Source organism: Ureibacillus chungkukjangi, assembly GCF_044795995.1.
In the GTDB taxonomy this organism is placed as follows: domain Bacteria; phylum Bacillota; class Bacilli; order Bacillales_A; family Planococcaceae; genus Ureibacillus; species Ureibacillus chungkukjangi.
Genome location: NZ_CP085009.1, coordinates 3542407 through 3556448 on the forward strand (window position 1 = coordinate 3542407; position 14042 = coordinate 3556448).

Genomic DNA, 14042 nt, shown 5'->3' on the forward strand with positions numbered 1-14042 from the left:
GTCTACCCATTCAACTAGTTGATAGGTAGACTTGTCCATTTTATTAAGATTCTAAATTGGTATGTAAAAGTTTTACCTAGTTAAAGCTTTTACACTACGCCATCAGCAGTAATGACCTGCTGTAATTTTTTAATAGCCTTTCTTTGAATACGTGATACATGCATCTGAGAAATCCCCAGCATTTCTCCCGCTTCCTTTTGGCTCAGTTGGTCGTAATATGTTAACTTTAATATTTCTTTTTCACGCTCTTCTAAGGTTTCCATTGCCTCTGAAACAACGATTCGACGATTTGTTCTCTCGAAGCCGTCATCTTCTTTCCCGACGACATCCATCAAGGTGACGGTACCACCTTCAGAATCCGCATCAATGGAATGGTCCATTGAAAGGGCATGATAGCTTTTACTCATTTCCATCGCTTCAAGAACATCTTCTTCTTCCACCTCTAAATACTCTGCGATCTCTTGGATAGAGGGTGAGTATTGTAGTTTGGTAGTTAGATATTCAGCGGCGCTTTTAATTTTCGGACCAAGCTCCTTAATCCGTCTAGGTACATGAACATCCCACGTTTTGTCACGTAAAAACCTTTTGATCTCTCCAACAACAGTTGGAACTGCAAAGGCTTCAAAGCTTCTGCCTAATGACGTATCAAAACGTCGAATTGCCCCAAGCAATCCGATCATTCCTACTTGAACTATATCTTCAAAATTAGTTTTACCATAGGAATATTTTCTAGCAATTGATTCTACTAAATTATTATAATGTATTACTAAACGATCTAATGCTTCTTGCTCTTCTGTTTGTTGATATTTTTCTATCCATTTTAATATCTCTTCAGAAGACTTTCGATTATCTGGTGATTGACTGGACATTTTCTTTCACCTGCTCTCTCGTGACATATTTTGTCATGAAAACAGTGACTCCACCTTCGTTATTGTTCACTCTGACCTCGTCCATTAATGTTTCCATTAAGTAAAGCCCTAGTCCACCTTCTCTTAATAATTCAACACTTTCATCTTCTTGGTATGGACCAATTTGTGACTTAACCTCTTCAAAGTTAAAACTATGTCCGTAATCCGATACCATTACTTCGATTTTATCTGCATACAAAGCAACGCCGATGACAATTTCTCCATCCTCATGAAGTCCATACGCATGCTGAACTACATTTGTCACTGCTTCACTTACGGCGATTTTCATATCTTCAATTTCGTCATAGGAAAAACCAACGCGAGAAGCTAATCCAGAAACAGTTAATCTTATCACACTAACGTACTGTGGCTTTGCAGGAACTCGAATTTCAATGTAGTCAAATGCTCGCATTGGTTGTCCCACCTTTTTCTATTTCCATTAATTCACTAAGGCCTGTTATTTCAAATAATCTTGTTAACCTGGCAGACAGGTTAACTAATTTCAAGCTAGCATTTTCTTTAACGATTTTCTTATAAAACGCTACAAATACTCCAAGACCTGTGCTGTCCATATAATTTACATTTGATAAATCCAATTCTACAACTAAGCCTTCTGACAAACGAATCATCTCCAGCTCATCTCTTAAAATTGGTGCTGTATACGTATCAATTTCCCCTTCGATAAAGCCTAACAGTAAATCACCATCTTCTCGGAATTGTACATTTACGTTCATTTTTAAGACACCTCCCACAATTACCTATATGGTCTTTTCCCCATACTGCATTTGTTAAACCTATTATTCTTAAAAAAATTATTTTTTTATGATTACTAGTGTGAAATCATCTTCTAACTTAAAGTCGTGCAGCTTTTGTAAAGCTTTATGAATCGTCTCACACATTTCTTGAGCAGTTAGGTGACGGTTAGCTAAAGCAAGCTCCTTAATAATTTCGCGAGAGTCAAATTCTTCTTTGTTCCGAAAATCTGTTACACCATCAGTCATGACAATAACAAGATCTCCATCCCTTAACTGAATATCCTGTTGGGTATATTTTGTTTCAGGTAAAATCCCAAGTAGTAAGCCTTTTGATTCTAAATCATAGAACTCTTCTTTTTCTGCATTATAGTAAAGAGAAGGTTCATGTCCAGCAGAGCTCCATGTAAGTACATCTGTTTTTAGGTTATAACGCAGATAACATAGCGAAACAAACATACTATCATCTATACTTTTTTCAATGATTCTATTTAAAACTTCCAAAACATACGAAGGATTGCTGTTTGCATATTCCAAAGTATCAAGACCGTATTTTACCATGGACATACATAGTGCAGCTGGGACTCCTTTGCCTACTACATCTGTTACAGCGGCACTTAAATAACGGCCCTTGTCATGCATGAAATGAACATAGTCCCCATTCATTTTCCGAAGAGGGATTGAGAGCATTCCTATATCAATTGATGGCGGATTCGGTATTTCTGTCTCTAATAATAGATTTTGAATTTTGGTTGCGATATCCATTTCAATACGCAGCTCTTCTTGTTTGGCGAGTAAAGCCTGATGTTCCTGAACCTTTAACCCAAAATGAACCATTACTTCGATTAAAAAATCATAACCATGCAACACAGTTTGAGGTATATCATCATAAATCTCCTCAAGCACCTGCTTGTGAATACTAATAACCTCTTCTGGTGTCACATTTTTTTGAATCATACGTTTAATAAAATTCTGGCCGATATATAAATCGCTTTCACTTTGGTTGCCAATATAGTCTGATAAGATTTTTTTATATTGTTTTCTTATCTGCTCCACTTAAATCCACACCCTAACTTAGCCATTTCAATACTTTAACCGTAGTTCCCTTGCCAACCTTAGATTGAATATCAATTGAATCTACAAGTCTCTTAACAGCTGGCAAACCGCCGCCAGTATTACTTGTCGAATAGTCATCCTCTAATACTCTATGGACTTCTTCCATACCTTGTCCTTTATCAATCGAGGAAATCGAAATTCCTTTTTGGCCATTCTCTTCTATTTCCTCGATCACGATTCTCCCAGTACGGGCATATAATAATATATTTTTTGCGAGTTCGCCAATTGCAGTCGTAATTCTAGATTGGTCTACATCATTGAATCCAATATCCTTAGCCTCATCTCGACCTAGCTTGCGTGCAGTTACTATATCTAATTCTGTCACTATCTCTACTATTTTTGCTTCTCTCATCACTGCACCCCCATTTTGCTAATGAATTAAATCGGAACGCATATTATCATTCTAGCAAATATGTATAAATCCTGATATTTCTAATATATATTATCAAGTGTCCTTACATCAAATTTATTGCGAAAAATAGACAAAAGATTTTGGCAATAGCTAAAATGGTCTAACTATTCATAAAAAAAGAATGACCCAAAAGAATTAATCTTTTAGGTCATACCTTTACATTTTATGTATTAAAATTTCATTAATCCTAGGCTTATTTCAAGTGCAACGTCCACTTTTTCCATAAGCTCATCATCTAATTGGGTAATACGATCTGTCAACCTCGATTTATCTATGGTACGCAATTGTTCAAGCAAAATTACCGAGTTTCTTTCAAAACCATACTTTTTGGCATCAATTTCGACATGAGTCGGCAATTTTGCTTTTTGAATTTGCGCAGTAATCGCAGCGATGATTACAGTTGGACTAAATCTATTACCTATATCGTTTTGAAGGATTAATACGGGCCTCGTACCGCCTTGTTCAGATCCCACAACTGGTGAGAGATCTGCAAAAAACACGTCCCCTCGTTTCACAATCAAAATGTCATCCCCCGCTTACGAGACGCTCCACCATATGTTCCGCTTCATACTCTGCATGTAGACATTCGCTACAAATGTTCAGGTTGATTTGCGACATTTCCACATAGCCTTTCATTAAAGCTTCCCGTATTTGATTTGGTTGCTTGTGCGTAGATAATCTACGAGATGAAATATAAACATAACTTTCACTTTCTCGTGATTTTTGCTCAAGTGTATTAAAAGCCATTAACATCTCTTGAGGAAGTTCTAATACTTCCTTTTCTTCTACTTTTTTCGCGTACAAAACAAGCACCTCCACAAAAACCGTACCATTTCAATTCTTTTCTCATTCTATCATCGAAATGATATGTTGAAAAGATAATTATTAAAAAATATGGCTATCCATGTAGTTTTATCGGTTTTTGTTGAAGATTTTGTCGCATTTTACTATTTTTTGTAGTAGATTCTAGGCACTCTGGAAGTAATGATACAAGGGACCTCATAGTTAATTGTATCGCCTTTTGCTGCCCATTCATCAAGTGTAATTTCTTCTTCTTCTTGTTTTCCAATTAAAGTTACTTTTTTACCTATATTATATGCAGCTGGTAATAATAACATACATTGATCCATACAAATTCTTCCGATGATTGGTACACGTACGCCATCTATTAATACATGTTGACCACTATATTTTCGAATTAATCCGTCAGCGTATCCTATTGGGATTGTCCCAATGTACGACGGTTCTGATGCTGTAAAGGTTGCTCCATAGCCAATCGATTGACCAGCTTGAACTTTCTTTACTTCAATGAGTTCTGTTTCTAATGAGAAAGCAGGCTGTAATGGAAACGGTAATTTCGTTTTTACATAGGCAGAGGGTGCTAATCCATACATTGAAATTCCAAACCTTACTGCATCATATTGAAGAGCTCGATCTTTTATAAGCATCGTCGCTGTATTAGCAGCATGCACAAGTCGTGGTTTTTCAGGTAAAGCACTTATAAACTCTTCAAATTTAGCAACTTGATGATGAAAATAAGCGACATCCTCTTCATCTGCAGTAGCAAAGTGTGTAAAAATTCCATCTACAAGTAAACTATCAGAGGATGTTATCGCGTTATACAGGTTTTGTAAGTCTTCAATTTGAGTGACACCTATTCTACCCATGCCAGTATCAATTTTAATATGTAATTTTAAAGGATGCGATAAACTAAACTCCTTAACTTGCTGCACCCAATCAAATGAAAACACTGTTAACGTAATATTTTCATTTGCTGCAAATGGTGCAAATGATGCAGGGGCATAACCCAATATTAAAATATCGATATTTGGGAAGGCTTTTCGAAGATAAAGTGCTTCTTCTGGTGTAGCTACCGCTAATATAGTAGCACCAGCTTCTATAGCTACCGTTGCAACTTCAACATCTCCATGTCCGTAAGCATTTGCCTTCACCACAGCCATGATCTGAACTCCTGGTTGTAAAAATTCCTTCAAGTAACTCACATTGTGTTTTATAGCATCTAGATTAATGATGGCTTTGGTTGGACGGAAGTGCTTTATGTTTTGCATTATTGTTATTCCCTCTTTTAGCAATTATAAACTTCAAATATTTGTAATATTCATTCTTTTATTTTAAATTTTAATACTAGTTCTTGTCCACCACTTTCACTTACTTTAAGAAAATTAAGAGAGAGTTAGCCTTAGAGCGTCCCATTTGTCCACTTTAAGACTAACCTCTCGAATTTTATATATTTATGTGGAACTAGTTACTCACTTTACTTATTTATTTTAATCCACCGGTTGTAACCGAAGCCGCAACTTGTACCATTTCCTCTTGTGTTAGGTTATTTGATGCGATAAAGAATGATACGCCATCACGTTCCCAGCTAATAGATTTTTCAGTAATTGCGCCAATAGTAAATCCTAAATCAGCTGGATCACCAGGTGCATATACTGGAAGAGTTGCGGATTCACCATACTCTACAGGCTGTTGGACAAGTGTGAAGGATTTATCACCCTCGAACGTTAAGATAGCACGCTCTGTTCCATTCTCCATAACTACTTTTTCATCTACTAGTTTTGTATTCTCCCAATTTAATTCAGGATAGTATGTTTGGAATTCAGATTGAACTGGTGCACTTGCACTAGCAGTTTCTTCTTCATTTGACTCAGAGAAGTTTTCTACTGCATACTCGCTTTCTTTATGCTGCATTCCTAGATCGATATTTTTAAACGTGATTACCATTTGCTCTTCTTGTGCTTCGTTTACTACCGAAACAGAAGTTGGAAGCATTGTTTTCTTGTCCACTACAATCTTTTGCGTTGGCATAATACTTTTATGATTATTTCGAGTTGCTGCTGTGAAGATGTAATTCTTCTCATCTTCTTCCATTACCACCTTGTCATCGGCTAACAAGTCTTCAGCTAATGCTCCAATTAGATAGGCTTGGCTATTTTGCTTCGGCCATTCACTTTGGAACTTGTACGTCTTTCTTAGGGAAGGTGTTACTACAAATACGCCTTCATCATTACGGATAATCATTTGTGTTACGTCTTCACCTTGCTGAGTTACTTTCACACGGTAAAATTCTGGATCAGTATGCCATACATTTACATCATAAACTCTTGGTTCAGCACCAGTTTTGATTTCCATTGTGGCATCTAGCTCATATCCTTTTACATCGTTCCACTTATCATTTAGATTTTGCAGAACATCCTCTTGTGAATCCTCCCCACAAGCTGCAAGCATTAGTACTCCTAACAACATAACAAAAAATAAGGTTAATTTGTGTCGCAAAACTCCATCCTTTCTTCTACTACTTTCAGCTCCGATACGTCAAATATATGAGTGGATGTATAACTTTATGCTATCACTTTTGGACAACTTAACAAATTATTAATCAAATTTTTTCTATAGATTATATCGCGTCTTAAGAATGCATTAGTATCACTTGAGCTGCCGCATACTCTTTTGTATGTGTGATGCTGACATGTCCACTCACTAATTCTCCGTTGAAATACAAAGTTGGTTTTCCTAAATCATCTTTCAACACTTCAATCTGACGAAACTCACAATTCTTACCTATACCAGTACCATTTGCTTTAGAAAATGCCTCCTTTGCTGCAAACCTCCCCGCTAAAAATTCTACTTTTCGTAGTTCAGATAGTTGATTAAATATATTCAATTCACGCTCAGATAGAATACGTTGTCCAAATTTTTCTGAACGATCTATTGCTTTTTTTATTCTTGGGATTTCTGCTATGTCTAGTCCAATTCCTTTTATCATATGGAAGTTCTCCTTTTATTATTAATAAAATACAATGTATAATAATCGATATGAGGTGGTTACATGTTTATTCGTACAGAAAATTTTAAACAATTTTTAAAGCTATATCCAATTGTGTCAACGATTATTGCGATTAATTTCATCGTCTATATTATAACAATGCTTCCCTATATTGGTGATGAAGTTTTTTACACAGGGATGAGTGTGAATTATTTAATTGAAGATGGTCAATGGTGGCGAATTATTACATCAATGTTTATTCACGCAGACTTCATGCATGTTTTATTTAATATGTTCTCTTTATTCTTGTTTGGTCCAGAGCTAGAGAAAATTGCTGGGAAAATGCGATTTTTAACGATTTACTTTCTAGCAGGTATTTTTGGTAATGTGGCAACATTCGTATTGCAGGCTGGCAACTACGCAAGCGTTGGGGCAAGTGGTGCTATTTACGGTATTTTCGGTGCTTTCGCTGCGCTTGTCTACTATACTCGCCATACAATGCCACAGCTTAAGCAGGTAATCCTTCCGCTTGTGGTTATTAGTGTAATTATTACCTTTATATCTCCTAATATTAATGTTACGGGACATATCGGTGGTTTAGTTACTGGTTTCTTGCTTGGTCTATCCTATTTCACACCAAAGAATATCATTCGCTGGAGACAGAAATAATTGATACCTTATTAAATGTAAACGAAAAGGCAATCTCTTTTACTAAATCCGAGATTGCCTTTTTTATATCGTTTATTTTAGGTGGTCATTTTTTTCGAGCCAGCTCATCATTTCTTCTATATCTCTAGTTTCAAGATTCAGGGCTTTTGCCGTCGCACCTGTAAATCCAGACATTACCGTTACTTCCACACTAGCAATTTCTCTTCTCTTTTGAAAAAATGTCTGTCTACTTTCCAAAGCTTGAATGCGTTTTTTCTCAACAACAAATGTAACCCTACTAAATATTCGATAACAAAGTGTTAGTTGATTACCGCTAATGGCATAGCCTGTCGTTTTAAATTGCCACAAGCCTAGCAAAATGATTGGTACAATAATCAGCAACGAGAACAATCCATACGGAAACCATATATATGAGCAAAGGGCAATAACTGGCAATAGCCAAACAAAGTCGATTCGATAAAAGAATGGCTTTGCTTTTTTGGGTGGCTTCGTTAAAGCTTGCTGCCATTCAAGCTCAGGAAGCAGTTCATGCAACGGCTTAAATAACCTCGACTTCTTTATTAATGGAAATAGGGTTATCTTTTTTTCTTCTCCACCAAATCCCCCACTTGCACTTTCCACAGCAACTGCAGCAAACCCAAACATTTGCCTTACTGGATTTTCTACGATTTTGATAGCTTGGATTCGATTTAAAGGAATCGTTACCCTCTTCTTTTCTAACAATCCCCTTGTAATAGTTAAACGTTCATTTTCCTCGATTACTGTAAAATCATAGTAATTTATAAATGTAATAATAACAGCAATTACCCATGTAAATAAAAACGAAACAAAAACAGCAAACGCTACAATAACAAAACCAAATTTAATAAAGTCCGAAAACTCTTCGAATAACCATTCAAAAGGAATAAATTCTGCAAATTGGGATAAAGCCGCTGCAACTCCGGCAATTACAACGCCCATACTGCTTGAAGTAGTTGCTAATACGAGTAAATCCTTTTTGTTCATTTTATGGATTACTCTTGAACTCGGAGCTTGCGCTTTCTCAACTGAGTTCCCAGTTTCACTTTGCAGCTCATTTTCATACTCTTCTTCCTTACTTTTTCGAGTAACCAGCTCAATTTGGTCAGCTGCTTCCTTTGTAATTGCAGTTAAAATAACTTCCGGCTTACCGTTCGTACTACCAGCCGTTTCAACCATTACTTGGACAAGCCCAAAAATCCGGTGAAAAATACCCTCTTTATAATTTAAGCTTTGAATTCGATCAAACGGAATATAACGTTTTTTCTTAACTAAAAGACCATACTCAACCCTTAGCTCCTTCTCCTCAAACCAATACACATATGTCCACCATTTAAGAACTCCATTTATTAAGCGAACAATGATTACTAGGACAAAGATGCCCAGAGGAACAATACTTGCCCAGAAGCTTCCATCTCCAGGATTAAACGTAACGTTAAAACCGTTTGCAAAAAAGATAATTAAAAAGGGTAGAATCAATTCTTTTAGTCCCTTTACAAAATCAACTACCGCTGCAACTGGATGTAATTTAAAGCGATCCTCAGACATCATCTTCAGCCACCCTTGCTAGAGTCGAAATACGGGACCTTAAACTATCCGCATCATTTGTAACTAACATTGGGATAATATGTGTTGTAGCAGCTGTTGAAATTGAAATATTGGCTAAATCGTATTTTTTCAAAATCGGTCCTTGTGAAGTATCAACATGCTGGACACGAACCATCGGAATCAATGTTCGCTTCACGATAAATAAGCCATATTGGATTTCAATCTCATGCTCTCGCACCTCATATCGCCAATGGTCCCAGCGAATATTCGGGAAAAGCCAAATCGATGCCAGTCCGACAATTAGTACAAGTGCGATTGCTATATAAACTATGAACGATGGCCACTCAAAATAATAGGTTAAGAAACAAGCAACCCCCATTAAAACAGAGACTACCAAAGTATTAAAAAGACCATACAATCGCCATACAGTTAACCCCTTCCTCGGTATTTGATAATTCAATTGTTTTCGCACAAAATACACCCCTTCTCTTTCCTCTTAATACGAATAAGACTGTTAATTGTTTCAATATATTCAAAATATAAGCTAGTACTTATTAATTTAGCATATATCGGTTTGAAAAAGCGATGCACTTTTAACACATATGGATAATTCTCCAATTGTACACTTTCCCCTAAGCTTAACGAAAATCAAACTAACAACTAGGATAAAGTGATATGTGAATTCCTTGTAGACTAGTTCCGAGTGGGGTTGTGCGATTTAGGTGAAGTGCGGCTGAGTAGGGGTATCTTTTACCCTAAGCTTTGGATTTTATGGTTTTGGGGAAATGAGTCCACTTCTCTTTTACCCGTAACTCCGGATTTTGTTTTTTCGGGGAAGTGAGCACCCTTCTCTTTTCCCCCAGACTCCGGATTTTCCTCTTTCGGGGAAGTGAGCACCCTTCTCTTTTCCCCAAACTCCGGATTTTCCTCTTTCGGGGAAGTGAGTGCGCTTCTCTCTTCCCCGAAACTTCGGATTTTGCCGTTTCGGGGATGTGAGCTATCTTCTCTCCGGATCTTGCCGTTTAGCGATACTTCTTTTCACACAAAAAAAGTGCCCCCGAAAGGACACTTCTAATACTTAATTTAATTAGTCTTCACGACGACGTGGTGTGCTTGAAGAGCGTCTGCGATCTCCGCCGCCTGCGCTACCGCCTTCTTTGCGGCCACCGTCACGGCGACCTCCATCTCTGCGGCCTCCATCACGACGTGCACCGCCGCCTCCACTGCTGCGTCCGCCACGACCGAAGTCACGACGACCACCGCGAGAGTCTCCTCCACGGCCTCGACCGCCTCCACCAGAACGTTCTTTGCGAGCAGGTAATGGACGCTCTTCAGAAATTGTTACTGGTGTTTCATCAGGTTCTTTAGTCATTGATTTAATAGCTGCTGCTACTAAGTCAACTGCATTGTGTTCTTCTAATAATTCATTAGCTAAGATACGGTATTCATTTAAATCATTCGCTTGAACGATTTCAACTAACTTATCCATAGCTACTTTTTGTTGTCCTACTAGTGCTTCTGTTTCACTTGGTGGACGTAGTGGTGTCATACGTTTTTTCGTTGTTTCTTCAACAATACGTAAGTAACCCATTTCACGTGGAGTTACAAATGTAATTGCAAGCCCAGATTTACCAGCACGACCAGTACGGCCGATACGGTGAACATAGCTTTCTGGATCTTGAGGAATGTCAAAGTTATAAACGTGTGTAACACCTGAAATATCCAGACCACGTGCAGCAACGTCTGTTGCAACAAGAATGTCAATTTTATTTTCTTTAAATTGACGTAATACAGACATACGTTTTGCTTGGCTTAAGTCACCATGGATTCCTTCTGCAACATACCCACGAATACTTAATGCTTGTGATAATTCATCAACACGGCGTTTTGTACGACCAAAGATAATCGCAAGCTCTGGTTGGTGTACATTTAAAATTCGAGTTAATACATCGAATTTTTCGCGCTCTTGAGCTTTTACGAAAAATTGCTCGATGTTTTCAACTGTCATTTCTTTTGATTTGATTTTCACTTCTTCAGGGTTTTTCATGAAAGTGTTTGCAATTTTACGAATTGCAGGTGGCATTGTAGCCGAGAATAATAATGTTTGACGAGTGTCTGGAACATTTTCTAAAATCGCATTAATATCATCGATGAAGCCCATGTTCAACATTTCGTCCGCTTCGTCTAATACAAGTGTTTGTACTTGATCAAGCTTTAATGTGTGACGGTTAATATGATCTTGAATACGACCTGGAGTACCAACGATAATTTGTGGTTTATTTTTTAACGCACGAATTTGACGTCCAATTTCTTGTCCACCGTATACAGATAATAATTTAACGCGTTTATCATAACCAATTTTATATAATTCTTCCGAAACTTGGATTGCTAATTCACGAGTAGGGGCAATAATTAATGCTTGGATGTTCGGGTTTTTTGGGTCAATTTTTTCAATAAGCGGTATCCCGAATGCTGCCGTTTTACCAGTACCAGTTTGCGCTTGACCTAATACGTCACGACCTTCCATTGCAAACTTAATAGTGCCTTCTTGGATTGGTGTTGCTTCTTCAAATCCCATACGCTTTAATGAACGTAATGTTGATTCGCTAATATTTAATTCTGAAAAATTTGTCAAACTTCTCAATCTCCTTTTTCCTTTAAGTTGACAAATGGTTACATTTTCAGATGAAATGCGGCAAACTTCGAGCCTAAGTTTTGGAACGTTTCCGATACTTAATAATTCTCCGTCTTCGAACAGAGAGCGATTTTATATGAAAGGGAAAGCCCGGTCTTTGCCGAGCGGTTCATTCTACCCATCTTCTTATGTGTAAAGCTTAATAAAAATAGAATAAAACCGTTAAATTCAAAAAAAAGCACTCTTCATCAATTTTTGTGAAGAGCCTTCGCACAAAATGTATCCATTGCTTATCATAGTCTATCACGGCTCTTAACTGCATTGCAACGAAATTGCTCTTGTTATAATATTCTTAATTTTCGTTTTCCGTTAGAAAATTAAGGAAACCATAGGTCATAAAAAATCATAAAAGTAAATTATTTTTAAAACTTTTAAACAAACACTTGAAAATTCATTAACTTAATTTAGAAATACATTCATCTTCAAACCGCACACAATCATTGAGTAGGCACCACTTTAAAGGTCGTTTCATCGAATCTAAACAATTTGGCTAACTGGTACAGTCCTTATATTGCGCTTGAAAGGTTTAAATAATTCGCTAACTTTTAATTGCCCATGTATTGCATCTTCTGCCAAAACTACATTCCCTACAAAGCTTTAATTACCCTTTTTATCCAATAATAATCCTATTAGAAAATCGTAATTGGAGTAGAATATTTCAAGAAACCCGTCCCATCTTTGCTGGATTTCCTTTAAACCTTTAATTTTTCTACTACAAAAAGAAACACCTTTAAGTACCAACTCGACTTGATCTGACCCAAGAAAGTTAGACATATGTAATTAAGCTGCTTCAAGGACCTGAGTTCGGTATTCCACCGGGCTTAGGTCTTTTAATTTTGCCTTCATACGTTTGTTATTATAATAGTGAATATAATCCGATAGTTCCTTCTCAAAATGCTCCATGCTCTCAAATTCTTGCAGATAAAGTAGCTCAGATTTTAGTAAGCCAAAGAAATTTTCAATGACTGCATTATCCAAACAATTGCCCTTACGGGACATACTTTGTGTGATATTATGTTGTTTTAATGTTCGTTGGTATAGTTTCATTTGATAGTGCCAACCTTGGTCTGAATGTAGAAGGACTTGATCATCTGGTCGAAGCCGCATTACTGCTTGTTTTAACATATCGCCAACTAATTTATAAACTGGGCGACTCATTACCGTGTAGGCAATGATTTCACCGTTACATAAATCTAATACTGGAGATAAATAACGCTTCTCACCAAATAAATGAAATTCTGTTACGTCCGTTACCCATTTCTCGTTCATGTTTTTCGCTGTAAAATCACGATGTAAAATGTTCGGTGCAATTTTCCCGACATTTCCTTTGTATGATCGGTATTTTTTCATACGTACTTCGCATTTAATGCCCATGGCATTCATCAATTTATTAATTGTTTTTGGATCATGAGAGAAGCCATATTTCTTTAATTCTTTAGCAATTCTACGATACCCGTAACGCCCTTTATGTTCGTGGTAAATGGACTGAATAACAGCTTTAACTTCTGCATATTTATCATCACGATTTAAACGCTTTTCCCAGTAGTAATATGTGCTACGTGGAATATCAGCGACTTTAATTAATTCCACCACTTCATAGATTTCCTTTAGTTCATAAATTACTTGCGCTTTGATTTGGTTGGTAATTTTTCTTTCATTTGAACTAAAGTGTTTAACTTTTTTAAATATGCATTCTCCATTTCCAGTTGCTTTATACGCGCCTCTAGTTCTTCTACAGATCCTTCAGCGGGTAAAGTTTTCGTGTCCTTTTTCATAGGTGGTCGCCCCTTTTTCTTAGAAACAAGAGTATCATAACCACCAATTTCAAACTTTATCTTCCAAGTTCGAATCAAGCCAGGAGATGAAATGTTAAATATCGCAGCTGTGTCAATAGAGGATGTACCTGTTTCGTTCATATAGTTAAGTACATTCATTTTAAACTCAGCAGAATAGTTTGTATAGGATTTTAGGAATGCCTCTCTACCGTTCTCTTGATAAAGACGAACCCAATCACTGATTACACGCCGAGTAACACCAATATCCTTCGCGATTTCATTCATTGATTCATGCCCATTTATATAACGTTCAACTGCTTGAATTTTTTGTTCGATAGAAAATTTAGCCATAAAAAAACCCC

The 14042-nt window shown here is 36.9% G+C and carries 15 protein-coding genes; 1 reads left to right on the forward strand and 14 read right to left on the reverse strand.

From position 1 onward, the window contains the following. Positions 1–89: 89 nt before the first annotated feature. The 10 genes from sigB to acpS form a co-directional block, all read right to left on the reverse strand. Positions 90–869, reverse strand: a complete 780-nt coding sequence (gene sigB, locus LG296_RS17490) for an RNA polymerase sigma factor SigB (RefSeq protein ID WP_107937710.1) — start codon at positions 867–869, stop codon at positions 90–92. Then, complete coding sequence (rsbW, locus tag LG296_RS17495; RefSeq protein ID WP_107937708.1) at positions 847–1320, reverse strand: anti-sigma B factor RsbW; 474 nt, start codon at positions 1318–1320, stop codon at positions 847–849. The genes sigB and rsbW overlap by 23 nt, the downstream gene beginning before the upstream one ends. Continuing rightward, positions 1307–1642, reverse strand: coding sequence for an STAS domain-containing protein (locus LG296_RS17500; protein WP_107937706.1), 336 nt, complete (start codon positions 1640–1642; stop codon positions 1307–1309). Before LG296_RS17500 ends, rsbW begins: the two co-directional genes overlap by 14 nt. 78 nt (positions 1643–1720) lie before the next feature. Then, entirely contained in the window at positions 1721–2716 is a 996-nt protein-coding gene (locus LG296_RS17505; protein ID WP_107937704.1) for a PP2C family protein-serine/threonine phosphatase, read from the reverse strand. A 13-nt stretch (positions 2717–2729) separates the two neighbouring features. Then, a complete protein-coding gene (locus tag LG296_RS17510) occupies positions 2730–3128 on the reverse strand; it encodes an anti-sigma regulatory factor (RefSeq protein WP_107937702.1) in 399 nt (132 codons plus the stop codon). Positions 3129–3358: 230 nt separating this feature from the next. Beyond that, entirely contained in the window at positions 3359–3709 is a 351-nt protein-coding gene (locus LG296_RS17515; RefSeq protein ID WP_107937700.1) for a type II toxin-antitoxin system PemK/MazF family toxin, read from the reverse strand. A gap of 4 nt (positions 3710–3713) precedes the next feature. Then, positions 3714–3941, reverse strand: a complete 228-nt coding sequence (locus tag LG296_RS17520) for a hypothetical protein (RefSeq protein WP_404427996.1) — start codon at positions 3939–3941, stop codon at positions 3714–3716. A gap of 194 nt (positions 3942–4135) precedes the next feature. Beyond that, on the reverse strand, positions 4136–5257 hold the full coding sequence (gene alr / locus LG296_RS17525; protein ID WP_404427236.1) for an alanine racemase: 1122 nt from the start codon (positions 5255–5257) through the stop codon (positions 4136–4138). Between the two features lie 214 nt (positions 5258–5471). Continuing rightward, positions 5472–6485, reverse strand: a complete 1014-nt coding sequence (locus LG296_RS17530) for an outer membrane lipoprotein carrier protein LolA (RefSeq protein ID WP_107937695.1) — start codon at positions 6483–6485, stop codon at positions 5472–5474. Positions 6486–6618: 133 nt separating this feature from the next. Then, complete coding sequence (gene acpS, locus LG296_RS17535) at positions 6619–6975, reverse strand: holo-ACP synthase (RefSeq protein WP_107937693.1); 357 nt, start codon at positions 6973–6975, stop codon at positions 6619–6621. 63 nt (positions 6976–7038) lie between these two features. On the opposite strand from acpS, the gene LG296_RS17540 reads away from it, so the two are divergent. Next, positions 7039–7644: a rhomboid family intramembrane serine protease gene (locus LG296_RS17540; RefSeq protein ID WP_107937691.1), complete on the forward strand. Its 606-nt coding sequence runs from the start codon at positions 7039–7041 to the stop codon at positions 7642–7644. A 72-nt stretch (positions 7645–7716) separates the two neighbouring features. Here the strand turns inward: LG296_RS17540 and LG296_RS17545 are convergent, their stop codons facing one another. The 4 genes from LG296_RS17545 to LG296_RS17560 all read right to left on the reverse strand — a co-directional run bounded on the left by LG296_RS17545 (position 7717) and on the right by LG296_RS17560 (position 14031). Next, the gene (locus LG296_RS17545) at positions 7717–9210 is read right to left on the reverse strand and encodes a PH domain-containing protein (protein WP_107937689.1); all 1494 of its coding nucleotides are present in this window, start codon (positions 9208–9210) and stop codon (positions 7717–7719) included. Continuing rightward, positions 9203–9682 (reverse strand): PH domain-containing protein, encoded by a 480-nt coding sequence (locus tag LG296_RS17550; protein WP_107937687.1) that lies wholly within the window; start codon positions 9680–9682, stop codon positions 9203–9205. The genes LG296_RS17545 and LG296_RS17550 overlap by 8 nt, the downstream gene beginning before the upstream one ends. Before the next feature lie 615 nt (positions 9683–10297). After that, positions 10298–11845, reverse strand: a complete 1548-nt coding sequence (locus LG296_RS17555) for a DEAD/DEAH box helicase (RefSeq protein ID WP_107937685.1) — start codon at positions 11843–11845, stop codon at positions 10298–10300. A gap of 840 nt (positions 11846–12685) precedes the next feature. Continuing rightward, positions 12686–14031, reverse strand: a protein-coding gene (locus LG296_RS17560) for an IS3 family transposase (protein WP_404427237.1) whose coding sequence is annotated in 2 segments (ribosomal slippage) — positions 12686–13575 and positions 13575–14031 — 1347 coding nt in all. Because the reading frame shifts where the segments join, the coding sequence is not laid out codon by codon here. Positions 14032–14042: the final 11 nt, after the last annotated feature.

What these genes read in the sequence shown, in the direction of transcription:
- sigB (WP_107937710.1), bottom strand. Translation starts at nt 869, where the DNA reads ATGTCCAGTCAATCACCAGATAATCGAAAGTCTTCTGAAGAGATATTA.
- rsbW (WP_107937708.1), bottom strand. Translation starts at nt 1,320, where the DNA reads ATGCGAGCATTTGACTACATTGAAATTCGAGTTCCTGCAAAGCCACAG.
- LG296_RS17500 (WP_107937706.1), bottom strand. Translation starts at nt 1,642, where the DNA reads ATGAACGTAAATGTACAATTCCGAGAAGATGGTGATTTACTGTTAGGC.
- LG296_RS17510 (WP_107937702.1), bottom strand. Translation starts at nt 3,128, where the DNA reads ATGAGAGAAGCAAAAATAGTAGAGATAGTGACAGAATTAGATATAGTA.
- LG296_RS17520 (WP_404427996.1), bottom strand. Translation starts at nt 3,941, where the DNA reads ATGTTAATGGCTTTTAATACACTTGAGCAAAAATCACGAGAAAGTGAA.
- alr (WP_404427236.1), bottom strand. Translation starts at nt 5,257, where the DNA reads ATGCAAAACATAAAGCACTTCCGTCCAACCAAAGCCATCATTAATCTA.
- acpS (WP_107937693.1), bottom strand. Translation starts at nt 6,975, where the DNA reads ATGATAAAAGGAATTGGACTAGACATAGCAGAAATCCCAAGAATAAAA.
- LG296_RS17540 (WP_107937691.1), top strand. Translation starts at nt 7,039, where the DNA reads ATGTTTATTCGTACAGAAAATTTTAAACAATTTTTAAAGCTATATCCA.
- LG296_RS17545 (WP_107937689.1), bottom strand. Translation starts at nt 9,210, where the DNA reads ATGTCTGAGGATCGCTTTAAATTACATCCAGTTGCAGCGGTAGTTGAT.